This window comes from Streptomyces seoulensis (assembly GCF_004328625.1).
GTDB classification, from domain to species: Bacteria; Actinomycetota; Actinomycetes; order Streptomycetales; family Streptomycetaceae; genus Streptomyces; species Streptomyces seoulensis.
Window position 1 is genome coordinate 3,051,284 of sequence record NZ_CP032229.1, and the last position, 17,230, is coordinate 3,068,513.

The 17,230-nt window shown below is 72.2% G+C and carries 14 protein-coding genes; 7 read left to right on the top strand and 7 right to left on the bottom strand.

What is annotated here, in order from left to right; genetic code table 11:
- Nucleotide 1 precedes the first annotated feature (1 nt).
- The 4 genes from efeB (at nt 2) to D0Z67_RS14260 (ending at nt 4,792) form a co-directional block, all read left to right on the top strand.
- Entirely contained in the window at nt 2–1,279 is a 1,278-nt protein-coding gene (gene efeB, locus D0Z67_RS14245) for an iron uptake transporter deferrochelatase/peroxidase subunit (protein WP_031179133.1), read from the top strand.
- A gap of 110 nt (nt 1,280–1,389) precedes the next feature.
- Nucleotides 1,390–2,322, top strand: a complete 933-nt coding sequence (gene pheA / locus D0Z67_RS14250) for a prephenate dehydratase (RefSeq protein WP_031179132.1) — start codon at nt 1,390–1,392, stop codon at nt 2,320–2,322.
- Nucleotides 2,323–2,714: 392 nt separating this feature from the next.
- The gene (serS, locus tag D0Z67_RS14255; protein WP_030806195.1) at nt 2,715–3,992 is read left to right on the top strand and encodes a serine--tRNA ligase; all 1,278 of its coding nucleotides are present in this window, start codon (nt 2,715–2,717) and stop codon (nt 3,990–3,992) included.
- Nucleotides 3,989–4,792 (top strand): HAD family hydrolase, encoded by an 804-nt coding sequence (locus tag D0Z67_RS14260; protein ID WP_031179131.1) that lies wholly within the window; start codon nt 3,989–3,991, stop codon nt 4,790–4,792. The genes serS and D0Z67_RS14260 overlap by 4 nt, the downstream gene beginning before the upstream one ends.
- A 304-nt stretch (nt 4,793–5,096) precedes the next feature.
- Here D0Z67_RS14260 and D0Z67_RS14265 read toward each other — a convergent pair whose 3' ends face one another.
- The 5 genes from D0Z67_RS14265 to D0Z67_RS14285 all read right to left on the bottom strand — a co-directional run bounded on the left by D0Z67_RS14265 (nt 5,097) and on the right by D0Z67_RS14285 (nt 8,926).
- On the bottom strand, nt 5,097–5,330 hold the full coding sequence (locus D0Z67_RS14265; RefSeq protein WP_031179130.1) for an SGM_3592 family protein: 234 nt from the start codon (nt 5,328–5,330) through the stop codon (nt 5,097–5,099).
- A gap of 88 nt (nt 5,331–5,418) precedes the next feature.
- Nucleotides 5,419–6,138 carry an ABC transporter permease subunit gene (locus tag D0Z67_RS14270; protein WP_031179129.1) on the bottom strand — a complete coding sequence of 240 codons (720 nt, stop codon included), beginning with the start codon at nt 6,136–6,138 and terminating at the stop codon, nt 5,419–5,421.
- A gap of 10 nt (nt 6,139–6,148) precedes the next feature.
- The gene (locus tag D0Z67_RS14275) at nt 6,149–7,060 is read right to left on the bottom strand and encodes an ABC transporter ATP-binding protein (protein ID WP_030806189.1); all 912 of its coding nucleotides are present in this window, start codon (nt 7,058–7,060) and stop codon (nt 6,149–6,151) included.
- Nucleotides 7,057–7,974 carry an ABC transporter permease gene (locus D0Z67_RS14280; protein WP_031179128.1) on the bottom strand — a complete coding sequence of 306 codons (918 nt, stop codon included), beginning with the start codon at nt 7,972–7,974 and terminating at the stop codon, nt 7,057–7,059. The genes D0Z67_RS14275 and D0Z67_RS14280 overlap by 4 nt, the downstream gene beginning before the upstream one ends.
- Nucleotides 7,964–8,926, bottom strand: coding sequence for an ABC transporter ATP-binding protein (locus tag D0Z67_RS14285; protein ID WP_031179127.1), 963 nt, complete (start codon nt 8,924–8,926; stop codon nt 7,964–7,966). Before D0Z67_RS14285 ends, D0Z67_RS14280 begins: the two co-directional genes overlap by 11 nt.
- A gap of 182 nt (nt 8,927–9,108) precedes the next feature.
- Here D0Z67_RS14285 and D0Z67_RS14290 point away from each other — a divergent pair, with 182 nt between their 5' ends.
- Nucleotides 9,109–10,860 (top strand): SDR family oxidoreductase, encoded by a 1,752-nt coding sequence (locus D0Z67_RS14290; RefSeq protein ID WP_031179126.1) that lies wholly within the window; start codon nt 9,109–9,111, stop codon nt 10,858–10,860.
- 276 nt (nt 10,861–11,136) lie between these two features.
- Nucleotides 11,137–11,685, top strand: a complete 549-nt coding sequence (locus tag D0Z67_RS14295) for an RNA 2'-phosphotransferase (protein WP_031179125.1) — start codon at nt 11,137–11,139, stop codon at nt 11,683–11,685.
- A 14-nt stretch (nt 11,686–11,699) separates the two neighbouring features.
- Here the strand turns inward: D0Z67_RS14295 and D0Z67_RS14300 are convergent, their stop codons facing one another.
- Nucleotides 11,700–12,602, bottom strand: a complete 903-nt coding sequence (locus tag D0Z67_RS14300) for an LLM class flavin-dependent oxidoreductase (protein WP_031179124.1) — start codon at nt 12,600–12,602, stop codon at nt 11,700–11,702.
- A 107-nt stretch (nt 12,603–12,709) separates the two neighbouring features.
- On the opposite strand from D0Z67_RS14300, the gene D0Z67_RS14305 reads away from it, so the two are divergent.
- On the top strand, nt 12,710–13,633 hold the full coding sequence (locus D0Z67_RS14305) for an HAD family hydrolase (protein ID WP_234312569.1): 924 nt from the start codon (nt 12,710–12,712) through the stop codon (nt 13,631–13,633).
- Between the two features lie 13 nt (nt 13,634–13,646).
- On the opposite strand, the gene cydD is transcribed toward D0Z67_RS14305, so the two are convergent.
- Nucleotides 13,647–17,192 carry a thiol reductant ABC exporter subunit CydD gene (gene cydD / locus D0Z67_RS14310; protein ID WP_031179122.1) on the bottom strand — a complete coding sequence of 1,182 codons (3,546 nt, stop codon included), beginning with the start codon at nt 17,190–17,192 and terminating at the stop codon, nt 13,647–13,649.
- Nucleotides 17,193–17,230 lie beyond the last annotated feature (38 nt).

Below are 17,230 nucleotides of genomic sequence, written 5' to 3' on the forward strand. Positions count from 1 at the left end.
CATGCCCGACCCGTCCGTCCCCCAGGCCCGCACCCCTCAAGCAGCCGAGCCCGCCCCCGAGCCGGGCCGGGGCGTCTCCCGGCGCGCCCTGCTCGGCACCGCCGGGGCCACCGGCCTCGTGCTCGGCGCGGCGGGCGGCGCTCTGGGGTATGCCGCCGCGCCCGCCCCGGCCACACCGCTCACCTCCATCGGCACGGACCGCGCGATGTTTCACGGGAAACATCAGCCCGGCATCACCGACGCCCTCCAGGCCCACGGCCATCTCGTCGCCTTCGATCTGAAGCCGGGCGCGGGCCGCAAGGAGGCGGCGGCCCTGCTGCGCCGCTGGTCGGCGGCGGCCGAGCGGCTGATGGCGGGCGAGGCGGCCCCGCACGGGGACACCGACGTGGCCCGCGACGCCGGACCCTCCTCGCTGACTGTCACCTTCGGGTTCGGGCACAGCTTCTTCGCCCGCACCGGACTGGAGAAGCAGCGGCCGGCCGCGCTGGACCCGCTGCCCGACTTCTCCGCCGACCACCTCGACAGGAAGCGCGGCGAGGGCGACCTCTGGGTGCAGATCGGCGCCAATGACGCGCTGGTCGCCTTCCACGCGCTGCGCATAGTCCAGAAGGAGGCCCGTGACGCGGCGCGGGTCCGCTGGCAGATGAACGGCTTCAACCGCTCCCCGGGCACCACCGCGCACGCCCTGACCACGCGCAACCTGATGGGCCAGATCGACGGCACCCGCAACCCCAAGCCCGCCGAGCCCGACTTCGACCGGCGGATCTTCGTGCCCGCCTCGGCCGAGCCCGCCTGGATGGCGAACGGCTCCTACGCCGTCGTCCGCCGCATCCGCATGCTGCTGGACGACTGGGAGAAGCTGGCGCGCCCGGCGCAGGAGGCGGTGATCGGCCGCCGCAAGTCGGACGGAGCCCCGCTCTCCGGCGGCCACGAGACCACGCCGATGGACCTGGAGAAGGCGGACGCGCAGGGCGAGTACGTCGTCCCGCTCAACGCGCACGCCCGGATCACCCGGCCCGACCAGAACGGCGGGGCGGCGATGCTGCGACGCCCGTTCTCCTTCCACGACGGCTTCGACGCGGACGGCACCCCCGATGCCGGACTCCTGTTCATCTGCTGGCAGGCCGACCCGCTGCGCGGCTTCGTACCGGTGCAGCGCAAGCTCGACCGGGGCGACGCGCTGTCCCGGTATCTGCGGCACGAGGCCAGCGGGCTGTTCGCGGTGCCGGGGGGCGCGGCGAAGGGCGAGTACGTGGGTCAGCGGCTGCTGGAGGGCTGACCAGCACCTCGGGTGCCCTCTTCGCAGGCGTCCGGGATCGAAACCACCCGGAAGGGTGGCCGGCATGAGACGGTCGGGCCGGGTCGGCGCAGGGCCATTAGGGTGAGGGCATGCCAGCGAGTTACGCGTATCTCGGTCCCGAAGGCACCTTCACCGAAGTCGCCCTCCGTACTCTCCCGGAGGCCGCCACCCGCGAGCTGATCCCGTACGTGTCGGTGCAGTCCGCGCTGGACGCGGTGCGCACCGGCGAGGCGGAGGCCGCGTTCGTGCCGATCGAGAACTCGGTCGAGGGCGGGATCACCACCACCCTGGACGAGCTGGTCGCGGGCGAGCCGCTCACGATCTACCGCGAGGTGCTGCTGTCGATCACCTTCGCGCTGCTGGTCCGGCCGGGCACCGCACTGGCCGACATCAAGACGGTCACCGCCCACCCCGCCGCCCAGCCGCAGGTCCGCAACTGGCTGCGCGCCCACCTCCCCGACGCCCTGTGGGAGTCGGCCGCCTCCAACGCGGACGGCGCCCGCCTGGTCCAGGAGGGCCGGTACGACGCGGCCTTCGCGGGCGAGTTCGCGGCCGCGCGGTACGGCCTGGTGCCGCTGGAGACCGGCATCCATGACGCGGAGAACGCGCAGACCCGGTTCGTGCTGGTGGGCAGGCCCGCCCGGCCCGCCGCGCCGACCGGTGCCGACAAGACCTCGGTGGTGCTGTGGCAGCGGGACGACCACCCCGGCGCCCTGCGTGATCTCATCGACGAGTTCGCCACCCGTGGCATCAACCTGATGCTGCTCCAGTCCCGGCCCACCGGAGAAGGCATCGGGAACTACTGCTTCTGTGTGGACGCCGAGGGGCACATCTCCGACCGGCGGATGGCGGAGGCGCTGATGGGGCTGAAGCGGGTCTGTCTCCAGGTGCGATTCCTGGGTTCCTATCCGCGTGCCGACATCGCGCCGGGCGGTGCGCGGACCCTTCAGCCGGGCACGTCGGACCAGGAGTTCCTCGCCGCGTCCGACTGGGTTGCCCGCTGCCAGGACGGCCGTTTCTAGCGCTCCGCGTTATCCACAGAAGTTATCCACAGGTCCGCTTCTCTACCTGGGGACAAGTCGACAACAAGGCCCATGCGGTCGACAAATCGGCCCACAGCTCTCAGGTGCATTCAGCCCAGCCCGGATCACCCTTCGTCCACCTGTTTCCATCGATTCAGCTTTTAGGACGACCCCTTTCCACTCGAAAGTGGTTATCCAGGGAGTTTGAACCGGGAATTCCTCGGGAGACAACACACTCGGAATGATCAATTCCGAAATCCACAGTCACTCCACACAGCCTGTGGATAACTTTTCCCGGGGTGTGGACGCACCCGGCTTCCCCGGCGCTGTCCCGGGTCTGCGCCGGGGATATGGGTCCCGGCCGGTCCGCGCGCACCGGTAGCCTGGGGCCTGTGATTGACCTTCGCCTGCTTCGTGAGGACCCTGACCGTGCGCGCGCCTCCCAGCGTGCTCGTGGAGAGGACGTCGCGCTCGTCGACTCCCTCCTGTCTGCCGACGAGCGCCGCAGGTCATCAGGTGTCCGCTTCGACGAGCTGCGCGCCGAGCAGAAGCAGCTCGGCAAGCTGATCCCCAAGGCCACTCCGGAGGAGCGGGCCGAGCTGCTCAGCCGCGCCGAGCAGCTCAAGGCCGACGTCAAGGCGGCCGACGCCGAGCGCGACGAGGCCGACGCGGAGACCCAGCGCCTGCTGCTCGGGCTCGGCAACCTCGTCCACCCCGCCGTGCCGGTCGGTGGCGAGGAGGACTTCGTCACCCTGGAGACGCACGGCGAGATCCGTGACTTCGACGCCGAGGGCTTCGCGCCCAAGGACCACCTCGAACTCGGCCAGATCCTCGGCGCGATCGACACCGAGCGCGGCGCCAAGGTCTCCGGCTCCCGTTTCTACTTCCTCACCGGCGTCGGCGCCCTGCTGGAGCTGGCCCTGGTCAACGCGGCCATCGCGCAGGCCACCGCGGCCGGCTTCACCCCGATGCTGACCCCGGCGCTGGTCCGCCCCCAGTCCATGGCGGGCACCGGCTTCCTCGGCCAGGCCGCGCAGGACGTGTACCACCTGGACAAGGACGACCTCTACCTGGTCGGCACCTCCGAGGTGGCGCTCGCCGCGTACCACATGGACGAGATCATCGACGCGGACCGGCTGCCGCTGCGCTACGCCGGGTTCTCCCCCTGCTTCCGCCGCGAGGCCGGTTCGCACGGCAAGGACACCCGCGGCATCTTCCGGGTCCACCAGTTCGACAAGGTGGAGATGTTCTCCTACGTCGCCCCGGAGGACTCCGAGGCCGAGCACCAGCGCCTGCTGGACTGGGAGAAGCAGTGGCTGACCTCGCTGGAGCTGCCGTTCCGCGTGATCGACGTGGCCACCGGTGACCTGGGCTCCTCCGCCGCCCGCAAGTTCGACTGCGAGGCGTGGATCCCGACCCAGGGCAAGTACCGCGAGCTGACGTCGACCTCGGACTGCACCGAGTACCAGTCCCGCCGGCTGCAGATCCGGATGCGCGACGGCAAGCAGGTCCGCCCGCTGGCCACGCTCAACGGCACGCTGTGCGCCGTACCGCGCACCATCGTGGCGATCCTGGAGAACCACCAGCAGCCCGACGGCTCGGTCCGTGTCCCCGAGGTCCTGCGCCCCTACCTGGGCGGACGGGAAGTCCTGGAGCCGGTCGCCAAGTGAGCAACCCCTTCCCCTACGGCCTGGTCGCCACCGATCTGGACGGCACGCTGCTGCGCGGCGACGAGACGATCTCGCCGCGCACCCGTGAGGCGCTCGCCGCCGCCACGGCCGCGGGCGCCGCGCACATCGTCGTCACCGGCCGGGCGGTGCCCTGGACCCGGCACATCCTGGACGACCTCGGCTACCAGGGCCTCGCCGTCTGCGGCCAGGGCGCCCAGGTCTACGACGCCGGACAGCACCGGCTGCTGACCTCGGTGACGCTGGACCGGCAGCTGGCGGGCGTCGCCCTGGCCAAGATCGAGGCCGAGGTGGGCCCGCTGTACCTGGCCGCGAGCCGGGACGGGCTGGACGGCGAGGTCATGGTGGGCCCCGGCTACGCGGTCACCGGACGGCTGCCGGCCAAGGCGTTCACGGACGCGGCCGACCTGTGGGAAGCCCCGCTGAACAAGATCTACATCCAGCATCCGACGCTCTCCACGGACGAGCTGGCGGACGCGGCCTCGCGCGCGGCGGGCGGTTTCGTCACCGTCGTCATGGCGGGCGAGGGCATCGTGGAGCTGCTGCCGCTCGGGCTGTCCAAGGCGACGGGCCTGTCGCTGGCGGCCCGGCGGCTGAAGCTGAAGGCGGCCGACACGATCGCCTTCGGCGACATGCCGAACGACGTGCCGATGTTCGCCTGGGCCGCGCACAGCGTGGCCATGGCCAACGCCCACGCGGAACTGAAGGCCGTGGCCGACGAGGTGACCGCCTCCAACGGGGAGGACGGCATCGCGGTGGTGCTGGAGCGACTGCTCGGCTGATTCCCCGAGGACAAGGCAGAGAGGCAAGGCGGGGCTGATGCCCGGCCTTGCCTCTCGGCGGTTCTCCGGGTGGGCGGCCCACGCGAGAGCGACATCGCGTGCTCGAAGCGGCCGCCCCGGACGGTCCCTGTGCGGGAGCGGGCTCGACGGTGGAGTAACTCACCGGAGCCCGCCGGGACCCTCCTCACGGAAGCCGGACATGACGTTGCCCGGCTCCGCTCCCGGTACGGGGGCGCGCCGGGCTCCGTGAACCCGGCGTCGGCTCCCCCACTGTGCCCTCGCCGGGAAGCCCGGCGCCAGCGAATTAACCCTTGCGCCGCCTGCGCCGCGAGCGGCTGAAGAACCAGCCCGCCGGCGGCTTGTCGGCCCGCCACGGCTGGGGCTCGGGGCGCTCGGCGCGCCAGCGGGCGGCGAGCATCCGGGCACGGGCGGACGGCTCGGAGGTCTCCGCGGCCCGGACGAAGTCCTCGTCCAGTTCGACACCGTCCCACGGGTCGGGCGCGGTCCCGCCGTCCCCGGCCGACTGCCCCTGTGCCATGGCGTCCTCCTCGCCGTACCGCCGCTCGCCGTGTTCCCGTTGGCGTCAGTGTGCCCGGACGGGGATGAGGACCCCGTCAAGGCGGCTGCTACTCCTCGCCCGCAAGCGTCAGCGCGCGCAGGCGCTGCCCCGCGTACCAGGTGGCGGCGACGGTGACGACGACCAGCAGGGCGGTGGCCGCCGGGAGGCCGACGTCGGAGGTGATCAGGTTGCTGCCGACCACCTTGTGCGCGACCGCGAGCGACCACTGCTGGACGCTCAGGGTGCGGGCGCCGGAGACCAGGGAGCCGAACAGGGCCTCCCAGACCAGGGCGTAGACCAGACCGAACACCACCGCGTGCCGCGAGACCGTGCCGAGCAGCAGGAACAGCGCCGAGTAGGCGATGGACGCGACGAGCGCGGCGACCGTGTAGGCGACGGCGACCTGCTGGCCGTTGCCGTTCAGGATCAGGCCCGCGATCAGGGTGGGCAGCGCGGAGAACACCATGGTCACCGCGATGGCGACGATCAGCTTGGTGAAGATGATCGTCGGCCGCTTCAGCGGCTTGGACAGCAGATAGACCACGGAGCCGTCGTCGATCTCCGGCCCGATCGCGCCGGTGCCCGCGATGACACCGATGATCGGCACCATGGTGGCGAGCGCGAACCCGCCGAGCACGTCGGCGGCGACCTGGTCGTCGGCGCCGGTCAGCAGGCGGACGGCCACCGAGATCACGATGAGCAGCAGGGGCAGGGCGCCGAGGACGAGGGCCCGGCGGCGGCCGAGCAGGGCCCGGTAGGTGAGCCGGGCGACTGTGGGGTCGTACATCTTCGGCCTCCTACGCCGCGACGAGATACGAGAAGACGGACTCCAGGGACTCGTCCGAGGGCGAGACCGTGAGGAGCCGGATGCCCTGGTCACTGGCGACCTTGGGCAGCAGCGTGGTGAAGCGGCCGAAGTCGACGGCCTGGACGACAAGCCCGCCCTCGACGGCGTCGACCTCGATGCCCGCGGTGGACGGGTCGGCGATCAGCGCGGCCGCGAGGGCGCGGTCGTCGCTGGAGCGGACCAGATAGCGGTGCGGACGGTCGGTCATCAGGCGGCGGATCTTGCGGAAGTCGCCGCTGGCCGCGTGCCGTCCGGCGACGACGACCTCGATGTGCCGGGCGAGCTGCTCGACCTCCTCCAGGATGTGCGAGGAGAACAGCACGGTGCGGCCCTCGTCGCCCATGGCGCGCAGCAGCTCCATCAACTGCAGCCGCTGGCGCGGGTCCATGCCGTTGAAGGGCTCGTCGAGCAGCAGCAGCGAGGGGTCGTGGACGAGCGCGGACGCCATCTTCACGCGCTGGCGCATGCCCTTGGAGTAGGTGGAGATCTTCCGGTCCTGAGCGTGCTCCATCTCCACGGTGGCGAGCGCGCGCTGGGCGGCCTTGGCCCCGAGGCCGTGCAACTCGGCGTTGGCGACGACGAATTCGCGGCCGGTGAGGAAGTCGTACATCGCCTCGCGCTCGGGGACGATGCCGATGTGCTTGTACACCGTCTCGTTGCGCCACACCGGCTGGCCGTCGAGGGTGACGGTGCCGGTGGAGGGGGCGAGGAAGCCGCCCATCATGTTGATGAGGGTGGACTTGCCGGCGCCGTTGGGGCCGAGGAGGCCCGTCACGCCGGGGCCGATCGTCATGGTGATGTCGTTGACGGCGACCACGTTGCCGAACCAGCGGGAGACGTGGTCGATCTGGAGCGTGGTCACAGGCCCACCTTCTTGTAGCGGCGCAGCATCAGGCCGTAGCTCGCGGCGATCAGGCCGAGGACGACGATCAGGTAGACGAAGCCCTCGCCGGTGGACGGGCCGACCCCGCCGGGGAACGACGAGGTGCCGCCGAGCAGCGCCGACTGGACGCCGTCGATCAGGGTGACCGGCGAGAACAGCCCGATCCACGGCACCGAGCCGCTGTTGCCCTGGGTGTCGGCGATGGCCTGGAGGGTGGAGACGGCGCCGTAGGAGATGGTCATGACGGCGATGACGGCGGCGATACCGAAGCCGCGGCGCGGGGTGACGGCGGCGATGACCAGGCCGATCCCGGCGAACAGCAGGGAGAGCAGGGCCACCGTGACCAGTCCCTCGCCGAACTTCTCGCTCTGGTGGGCCACGCCCATCTTGGCCAGCAGCGAGCCCACGAAGAGCACGAGCAGCGGGCCGCCGGTGAGGATGAAGAGGGCCGAAGCGAGCGCCGCGAACTTGGCGAGCACGTAGTCGGCGGTCTCGATGGGCCGTGAGAAGTACAGCGGGACCGTCTTGAAGCGCAGGTCGCGGGAGACGGACTGCGGTGCCTGGGAGGCGACGAACAGGCTGATCACGGCCTGCATGATGATCGCGTACCGGCTGTAGGGGACCGGCAGGTCGTGCGCCTTGGTGGTGACCGCGACGGCCACCATGATGGCGGCCGGTACGCACATCACCGCGAACAGCAGCATCGGCAGCACCTTGGACTTGGCCGAGCGGCCGAGTCCGTAGGCGCCGCGCAGGGACTGCGAGTACAGCGAGCGGCGGGCGTAGGCGCGGCCGAGGCGGGGGCCGTCGTAGCCGCGGTAGCCGATGTCGTGGATGCGGGACTGGTCGCCCGAGGGCGCCGGTGCCGTGGGGACGGGCTGGTCAACCGCCATGGCCGACTGCCTCCTTCCGCTGCTCGTCGCGGGTGAACACCTCGGAGATGTGGTGCCGCCGCTGTTCCATCCGGACCAGGCCCAGGCCGAGCCCGGCGACGGTGTCGCGCACCAGGTCGTACGTCTCCTCGCCCTGCGCGGTGAGCAGCAGGATGTGGCCGGCGCCGGGCAGGCCGCCGCCGTCGTCGTGGGTGTCGACGCCGCGCGCGTGCAGCGCCTCGCGCAGGGCGCGGGTGCCGTCGGGGTGGGTGTCGCTGTCGGTGACCTCGACGGCCAGCGTGGTGGTGCTCTGCGTGAAGTCGGTGGTGGAGCTGGACCGCAGCAGCTTGCCGCCGTCGACGACCACGACGTGGTCGCAGGTGCGCTCCAGCTCGCCCAGCAGGTGGGAGGTGACCAGGACCGAGATGCCGAAGTCGGTGTGGATGCGGCGGATCAGGCCGAGCATCTCGTCCCGGCCGACCGGGTCGAGGCCGTTGGTCGGCTCGTCCAGGAAGACCAGGCGGGGGTCGTGCACCAGCGCCTGCGCGAGCTTGACCCGCTGTTTCATGCCGGTCGAGTAGCCGCCGATGGGGCGGTAGCGCTCCTCGTACAGCCCGACGTGGCGCAGGGTGTCGGCGGTGCGCTCGCGGGCTGCGGTGGGCGGCAGGCCGGACATGCGCGCCATGTGCACGACGAACTCGGTGGCCGAGACGTCGGGCGGCAGGCAGTCGTGCTCCGGCATGTAGCCGACGCGCTCGCGGATGGCGGCGCCTTCGGTCGCCACGTCGAGGCCGAGCACGGCGGCCCGGCCCTCGGTGGCGGGGGACAGACCCAGCAGGATCTTGATCAGGGTGGACTTGCCGGCGCCGTTGGCACCGACGAGTCCCGTCACACCGGGTCCGATGTCCACGGACAGCCGGTCGAGCGCGGTCACCCGGGGGAACCGCTTGCTCAGGCTCTCGGTCACGATCACAGTCACATCCCCGACCGTAGTGACGTGGGGCACCCGGGTCGTCAGACCACAGAGCCGTCTTGGGGTCCGTCTCGGGTAGTACGGGGCCCTAGGGGGCGGGGACCGGAGCCCTGCTGTTGACGCCACCTCTAACAACTGCCACATTCGCTGGACGGAGACGGGCGGATGCGGGCGGAGGACAAGTGACGCTGAGGAACGCGCGTGAACGACGGGTGCGCACCGGCGGGATCGAGCTGTGCGTGGCCGAACTGGGCGACCCGGGGCGCCCCACCGTGGTGCTGGTGCACGGCTACCCGGACAGCAAGGAGGTCTGGTCCGAGGTGGCCGCCCGCCTGGCGGACGACTTCCACGTGGTGCTCTACGACGTGCGCGGCCACGGCTGTTCGACCGCGCCGAAGCCGCTGCGCGGCGGCTTCACCCTGGCCAAGCTGACGGACGACTTCCTCGCGGTGGCCGACGCGGTGAGCCCGGACCGGCCGGTGCACCTGGTCGGGCACGACTGGGGCTCGGTGCAGTCCTGGGAGTTCGCGACGGTCGAGCGGACACGGGGCCGCATCGCCTCGTTCACCTCCATGTCGGGCCCCTCGCTGGACCACTTCGGCCACTGGATCGGCGCCCGCGTGAAGCGGCCGACCCCGCGCCGGGTGGGCCAGCTCCTCGGCCAGGGCGCCAAGTCCTGGTACGTGTACCTGCTGCACACGCCGGTGCTGCCGGAACTGGCCTGGCGCGGGCCGCTGGGCAAGCGGTGGCCCAAGCTGCTGGAGCGGGCCGAGAAGGTCCCGGCCGGCGACTATCCGACGGCCTCGCTGCCCTCGGACGCGGCCCACGGCGCCTGGCTCTACCGGGACAACGTCCGCCCCCGGCTGCGCCACCCTCGCGCGGACGCCGTCGCGCACGTGCCGGTGCAGCTCATCACGCCGCAAGGGGACGCGTTCCTCTCCGAGCGGCTCTACGACGACCTGGAGCAGTGGGTGCCCCGGCTGACCCGGCGCACGCTGCCGGCCAAGCACTGGGTGCCGCGCACCCGGCCGGACCAACTGGCACGCTGGATCGAGGAGTTCGTGAACTCCGTGGAACAGGGCGCGCCCTCGCGGGGCAGCGGTCCCCATGCCGGGCGGTTCGGCGGACAGTTGGCGCTGGTCACGGGTGCGGGCAGCGGCATCGGGCGCGCGACTGCGCTGGCTCTCGCGGAGGCGGGGGCGCGGGTGGTGGCGGTCGACCGGGACGGCGTCACGGCCGCCCGAACCGCCGAACTGGCCCTGGCGGCAGGCGCGTCGGGGGCCTGGGTGGAGACGGTGGACGTCTCGGACGAGCAGGCCATGGAGAAGCTGGCCGAGCGGGTGCACCGCGAATACGGCGTGGTGGACGTGCTGGTCAACAACGCGGGCATCGGCGTCTCCGGCTCCTTCTTCGCCACGACCCCGGACGACTGGCGCAAGGTGCTGGACGTCAACTTGTGGGGTGTGATCCACGGTTGCCGTCTCTTCGGGGCCCGCATGGCGGAGCGGGGGCAGGGCGGCCACATCGTCAACATCGCCTCTGCCGCCGCCTTCCAGCCCTCGCGGGCGCTTCCGGCGTACAGCACGTCGAAGGCGGCGGTGCTGATGCTGTCGGAGTGCCTGCGCGCCGAACTGGCCGCCCAGGACATCGGAGTTACGGCCATCTGTCCCGGCATCGTCAACACCAACATCACGTCGACGACGCGCTTCACCGGGGTGGACGAGACCGAGGCACGGCGGCGTCAGGAGCGGTCGTCCCGGCTGTACGGGAAGCGCAACTACCCGCCGGAGAAGGTCGCCAGGGCGATTCTGGACGCGGTGACGGAGAACCGGGCGGTGGTGCCGGTGACTCCTGAGGCGCGGGGGGCGTATCTGTTGTCGCGGTTCGTGCCGGGGGCGCTGCGCAAATTGGCGCGGGTGGAGCCCAAGTTGTGAGTCGGGGGGTCGGTCGAGGGCGCTCCATCTGCCATGAAGCGCCCTGAAGTTGATCAACATGCCTGAAACGGGCGCCGGTTGTCCACAGAATCGTCAAAAAGACTGTGGATAACCGGCGTTGGCTGTGGATCAAACCTTCCCGCTTAAATCATGTGCGTGATCCGCGTCTCTCCGGGAGGCTGGGGGGAGCGGAAAGCGGGCGGAAAAACGCGGGGCAGCCCGATCAGAGGGAGATACTAAAAGCATCATATGGGAGAGATGGGTACACCAGAGGTGATGGACGACAGACGCACCGTAAAGGTGTCCAAGTACCTCTCGAAGCATCTGCGGCACCAGCCCGAGCGCATCGGGCTCTCGCTGGACCCGGCCGGCTGGGTGGAGATCGACGCACTGCTCGCCGCCACGGCCGCCCACGGCTTCCCCGTCACCCGTGCCGAGCTGGACCATGTGGTGGCGGTCAACGACAAGCGGCGCTTCGCCATCGAGGGCGGCCGAATCCGCGCCAGCCAGGGCCACACCGTCGAGGTGGCGCTCGGTCTGCCCCCGGCCACCCCGCCGCCGTACCTCTACCACGGCACCGTCGCCCGCAGCCTGGACGCGATCCGCGCCGAGGGGCTGCGGCCCATGGCCCGGCACGACGTCCACCTCTCCGCCGACCGCGAGACCGCGACCCGGGTGGGCGCCCGCCGCGGCCGGCCCGTCGTCCTCGCCGTGGACGCGGCCGCCATGCACCGCGACGGCCACGTCTTCCACCTCAGCGCGAACGCCGTCTGGCTGACCGCCGCCGTCCCGCCGCGCTACCTGCGGTTCTCCGAGCCCCGCTGAGGTTCTGCGGCCGCTCAGCCCAGCTGAGCGACGGCCTCGGTGGCGATCTTCTCGAAGACGGCCTGGTCGGCAGCGAAGTCCGAGTCGGCGATAGGCCAGTGGATCACCAACTCGGTAATACCCAGCGCCGCGTACCGGCCGGCGAAGTCCACGAACGCGTCGACGGAGTCCAGCGGACGGGCGCGGTCCGGGGTGAATCCGGTCAGCATGATCTTGTCCATCCCTGCCACGTCCCGGCCGATCTCGGCGCACGCCTCTGTGAGCCGGCCGATCTGCCCCTCCACCGCCGGCACCGACTGCTCCGGCGTACCGGCCTCGAACAGCTTCGGGTCGCCTGTGGTCACCCACGCCTGCCCGTACCGCGCGGCCAGCCGCAGCCCGCGCGGGCCCGTCGCCGCCACCGCGAACGGCAGCCGGGGCTCCTGCACACAGCCAGGGATGTTGCGCGCCTCGTGCGCCGAGTAGTGGTCGCCGGTGTACGACACCGCATCCTCAGTCAGCAACTGGTCCAGCAGCGTCACGAACTCCGCGAACCGGTCGGCCCGCTCACGCGGCGACCACGCCTCCTGCCCGAGCGCCGTCGCGTCGAACCCGGCGCCGCCCGCCCCGATGCCCAGGGTGACCCGGCCGCCGGAGATGTCGTCCAGGGAGATCAGTTCCTTGGCCAGCGTGACGGGGTGCCGGAAGTTCGGCGAGGTCACCAGCGTCCCCAGCCGCAACCGCTCGGTCGCCCCCGCGGCGGCCGTCAGCGTCGGCAGCGCCCCGAACCACGGCCCGTCCCGGAACGACCGCCACGACAGATGGTCGTAGGTGTACGCGGCATGGAACCCGAGCTCCTCGGCCCGCTGCCATTTTGCCCGTCCTCCCTCGCTCCAGCGGTCGACGGGGAGGATCACGGTACTGAGACGAAGGGCCATGCCGACGAGCCTACGACGCCCGGATGGCCGGCCGGGACCCGCTCCTGAGCGCATCTGACGCGTACCCGGCCTCATCCGGGCTCACCGGCGCACGTCCGTGCGCACGGGTGAGCGAGAATGGCCGGGTGACCTCAGCGACCCGAGAGCCGGGGACCCCGGCCCCCGCACAGCCGTCGGCCCCGTCCGGACGAGGAGGGGGCTCTCTTCCGCCGCGGCTGATCGCCACCGACCTCGACGGCACCCTGCTGCGCGACGACCAGACCGTGTCCCCGCGCACCGTCGCCGCGCTGGCGGCGGCCGAGAAGGCGGGGATCGAGGTCTTCTTCGTCACCGGCCGCCCGGCCCGCTGGATGGACGTCGTCAGCGAGCATGTGCACGGCCACGGCCTGGCGATCTGCGGCAACGGCGCCGCCGTGGTCGACCTGCACGGCGGCGCCGGCGCCCACCGGTTCGTGAAGGTGCGCGAGCTGGCCAGGGAGAACGCCCTGAAGTCGGTCCAGCTGCTGCGCGAGGCGGCCCCCGGCACCCTGTTCGCGGTGGAGCAGACCTACGGCTTCCACCAGGAGCCCGCCTATCCCAAGCTGCACCTGGAGATCCCGGACACCCTGCGCCCCGCCGAGGAACTCCTCGCGCCGGAGGGGGTCGCGGCGAGCCAGCCGGTGCTGAAGATCCTGGCCCACCACCCGGACCTCGACCCGGACGCCTTCCTCACCCTCGCCCGGATCGCCGTCGGCGGCCACGCCAACGTCACCCGCTCCAGCCCCAGCGCGCTGCTGGAACTGAGCGGACCCGGCGTCTCCAAGGCCAGCACCCTGGCCCTGTGCTGTGCCGAGCGCGGCATCTCGCACGAGGAGGTCGTCGCCTTCGGCGACATGCCGAACGACATCGAGATGCTGACCTGGGCGGGCCGCTCCTACGCCATGGGCAACGCCCACCCCGACACGCTGGCCGCCGCCACCGGCCGCACTCACGCCAACAACGACGACGGCGTGGCCCGCGTGATCGAGGACCTGCTCGCCGGACGGGTCTGACCGTACCCGCCGGTCAGAGCACGACGAGGGCCTCCGCCTCGGCCTCGCGGCGGGCCATCGCGGCCAGCGGGCCGTCCACGGCGAGCAGCTCGGCGTACGGGCCGCGCTGCACCACGCGCCCCGCGTCCAGGACGAGCACCTCGTCGACGGCGGCCAGGCCGGCCAGCCGGTGCGTGATCAGCAGCGAGGTTCGGCCCTCGGTCGCGGCCAGCAGATCGTCGGTGAGGGCGTCCGCCGTGGGCAGGTCGAGGTGCTCGGCGGGCTCGTCCAGCACCAGCACCGGGAAGTCCGCGAGCAGCGCGCGGGCCAGCGCGAGGCGCTGCCGCTGACCGCCGGAGAGCCGGGCGCCGTGCTCGCCGACGTGCGTGTCCAGGCCGTCGGGAAGTCCGTCCACCCAGTCCAGCAGCCGGGCCCGCAGCAGGACGTCCCGCAGCGCGGCCTCGGTCGCGTCCTTCCGGGCGAGCAGCAGGTTCTCCCGGACGGTGCTGTCGAAGAGGTGGGCGTCCTGGGCGCACAGCCCGACCAGCCGCCGTACCTCGTCGCCGTCCATCTCGGCCGCCGGGACCCCGGCCAGCGTGTACGTGCCCGCGCCGGGGTCCAGGAAGCGGAGCAGCACCTGGGCGAGGGTGGTCTTGCCGGAGCCCGAGGGGCCGACCACGGCGATCCGGCGGCCCCGGTCCAGCGTGAGGTCGAGCCCGTGCAGCGCGTCCTGGTGCTGGTCCTCGTAGCGGGCGCTCAGGTCCCGCACCACGAGCGGGAACGGGGACGCGGGGGCCTCACGCGGCTGCTCCGGCTCGTGCACCGGCACCGGGGCGTCCAGCACCTCGTAGACCCGCTCGGCGCTGCGGGCGACCCGCTGCCGGAAGCGGACGGCCACCGGAAGGCCGAGCACGGCTTCGAAGGCGGCCAGCGGGGTGAGGACGACCACGGCCACCAGCACGCCGTGGATACGGCCCTGGGCCGCCGCCTGCGCGCCGAGCAGTGCGGCCACGGTGACGGTAAGACCGGAGATCAGCGCGGTCAGGCCGTCGCCGAGGGCGGTGACCCCGGCCGAGCGGGACGCGATCCGGGTCAGGGTGCCGTCGGCCTCACGGGTGGCCGCCGTGCGCGAGGGCAGCGCCCCGGCGACGGTCAGCTCGGCGGTGCCGGTGAGCAGGTCGGTGACGCGGGTGGCCAGCACGCCCCGGGCGGGCGCCAGCCGTCGTTCGGTGCGCCGGGCCACGGCCGCCGTGATCAGCGGGACGCCGACCCCGGCGAGCAGCAGGCCGACGGCGAGCGCGGCGCCCGCTTCGGGGAGCAGCCAGGCGGTGAACCCGACCGAGGCGGCGGAGACGACGACCGCCACACCGGTGGGCAGCAGCCAGCGCAGCCAGTAGTCCTGGAAGGCGTCCACGTCGTCGACGAGCCGGCTGAGCAGATCACCGCGCCGGATGCCGCGCAACCCCGCCGGGGCCAGCCGCTCAAGCCTCTTGTAGACGGCGACGCGGGTGTCGGCGAGCATGCGCAGCACGGCGTCGTGCGACACCAGCCGCTCGCTGTACCGGAAGACGGCCCGGCCGATGCCGAAGAACCGGGTGGCCGTCACGGCGACCAGGAGATAGAGCACCGGCGGCTGCTGGGAGGCGCGCGAGATCAGCCAGCCGGAGGTCGCCATCAGACCGACGGCGCAGCCCAGGGCGAGGCTGCCGAGCAGCAGCGCGAAGAGGAGCCGTCCGCGCCGGGCGGCGGCCACGGAGCGGACGCGGCCCAGAATGCCGCGCTCACCGGCCGTGGTCTCCTCGGGCGCGTTCCGGTCGTCGTCGGCGTCGTCCTGCTCGGGGAAGAAGGCTTCGCCGCCCGCGGGCTCCGGTACGTGCGCGTCGAGCGCGGTGGCGGCGAGTTCGGGGGCGAGCGCCTCGGCCATGACCGGCTCGGGCGCGGCGGCGGGCTCGGACAGCTCCAGCCGTACGACCCGGTCGGCGACCTCCAGCAGGGCGGGCCGGTGCACGACGAGCAGGACCGTACGGCCGACGGCGAGGCGTCGTACCGCCGCGACGACGTCGGCCTCGGTGGCACCGTCCAGCGCGGCGGTGGGCTCGTCCAGCAGCAGCACCGGACGGTCGGCGAGGAAGGCGCGGGCCAGGGCGAGCCGCTGCCGCTGACCTGCGGAGAGTCCGGCGCCGTCCTCCCCGAGCAGGGTGCCGGCGCCCGCGGGCAGCGCGTCCACGAACTCCAGCGCACCGGCGTCGGCCAGTGCCCGGCGTACGGCGGCGTCGTCCGCGTCGGGGCGGGCCAGGCGGACGTTCTCGGCGATGGTCCCGGCGTACAGGTGCGGGCGCTGCGGTACCCAGGCGATCCTGGAGCGCCATTCCTCCAGGTCGAGGCCGGCGAGGTCGGCGCCGCCGACGCGGACCTGGCCCTCGGTGGGCCGGACGAAGCCGAGGAGCACGCCGAGCAGGGTGGACTTGCCCGCACCGCTCGGCCCGATCAGGGCCACGGTCTCGCCGGGTTCCACGGAGAAGGACACATCGGTGACGGCATCCGCCGAGCGGCCGGGGTAGCGGACCGTCATGGAATCGAAGGCCAGCGAGCCGGCCGGGACGGGGGCGGTGCCGGTGGCCGGGACCGGCGTCTCCAGCACGGCGAAGATCTCCTCGGCGGCGGCCAGACCCTCCGCCGCCGCGTGGTACTGCGCGCCCACCTGGCGCAGCGGGAGGTACGCCTCCGGGGCCAGGATCAGGATGACCAGGCCGATGTAGAGGTCCATTCCGCCGTGCACCAGCCGCATGCCGATGGTGACGGCGACCAGCGCGACGGAGAGCGTGGCCAGCAGCTCCAGCGCGAAGGAGGAGAGGAAGGCGATCCGCAGGGTCCGCATGGTGGCCCGGCGGTACTCGCCGGTGATCTTGCGGATGGACTCGGCCTGCGCCTTGGCCCGCCCGAACACCTTCAGCGTGGGCAGCCCCGCGACCACGTCCAGGAAGTGGCCGGAGAGCCGGGACAGCAGCGACCACTGGCGGTCCATCCGGGACTGGGTGGCCCAGCCGATCAGGATCATGAAGACCGGGATGAGGGGGAGAGTGGCGACGATGATCGCCGCCGAGACCCAGTCCTCGGTGACGATCCGCGCCAGCACCGCCACCGGGACGACCAGGGCGAGGCCCATCTGCGGCAGGTACCGCGAGAAGTAGTCGTCCAGGGCGTCGACCCCGCGCGTGGCCAGGGTGACCAGCGAGCCGGTGCGCTGGCCGCTCAGCCAGCCGGGACCCAGCACGGCGGCCCGCTCGACCAGGCGCTCCCGCAGCTCGGACTTCACGGCCGCGCTGGCCTTGTGCGCCGCCAGCTCGGTGAGCCAGGAGACCAGTGCCCGCCCGCAGGCCACGCCCGCCAGCAGCGCCAGCGGGGTGACCAGGTCACCTGCCGACTTGCCGTGCTGGAAGGCGCCGACCACGATCTCGGCGATCAGCATGGCCTGGGCGATGACCAGACCGGCGCCGAGCCCGCCCAGGAGGACGACCGCCACGAGGAAGAAGCGCGTGGCACCGGCGTAGCGCAGCAGGCGGGGATCGATCGGTTTCACGTGAAACGTGTCCTTCAGTCCCGAGAGTGTGTTTCACG

What these genes read in the sequence shown, in the direction of transcription:
- D0Z67_RS14280 (WP_031179128.1), bottom strand. Translation starts at nt 7,974, where the DNA reads ATGGCGGTTGACCAGCCCGTCCCCACGGCACCGGCGCCCTCGGGCGAC.
- efeB (WP_031179133.1), top strand. Translation starts at nt 2, where the DNA reads ATGCCCGACCCGTCCGTCCCCCAGGCCCGCACCCCTCAAGCAGCCGAG.
- D0Z67_RS14270 (WP_031179129.1), bottom strand. Translation starts at nt 6,138, where the DNA reads ATGTACGACCCCACAGTCGCCCGGCTCACCTACCGGGCCCTGCTCGGC.
- D0Z67_RS14295 (WP_031179125.1), top strand. Translation starts at nt 11,137, where the DNA reads ATGGACGACAGACGCACCGTAAAGGTGTCCAAGTACCTCTCGAAGCAT.
- D0Z67_RS14265 (WP_031179130.1), bottom strand. Translation starts at nt 5,330, where the DNA reads ATGGCACAGGGGCAGTCGGCCGGGGACGGCGGGACCGCGCCCGACCCG.
- pheA (WP_031179132.1), top strand. Translation starts at nt 1,390, where the DNA reads ATGCCAGCGAGTTACGCGTATCTCGGTCCCGAAGGCACCTTCACCGAA.
- D0Z67_RS14300 (WP_031179124.1), bottom strand. Translation starts at nt 12,602, where the DNA reads ATGGCCCTTCGTCTCAGTACCGTGATCCTCCCCGTCGACCGCTGGAGC.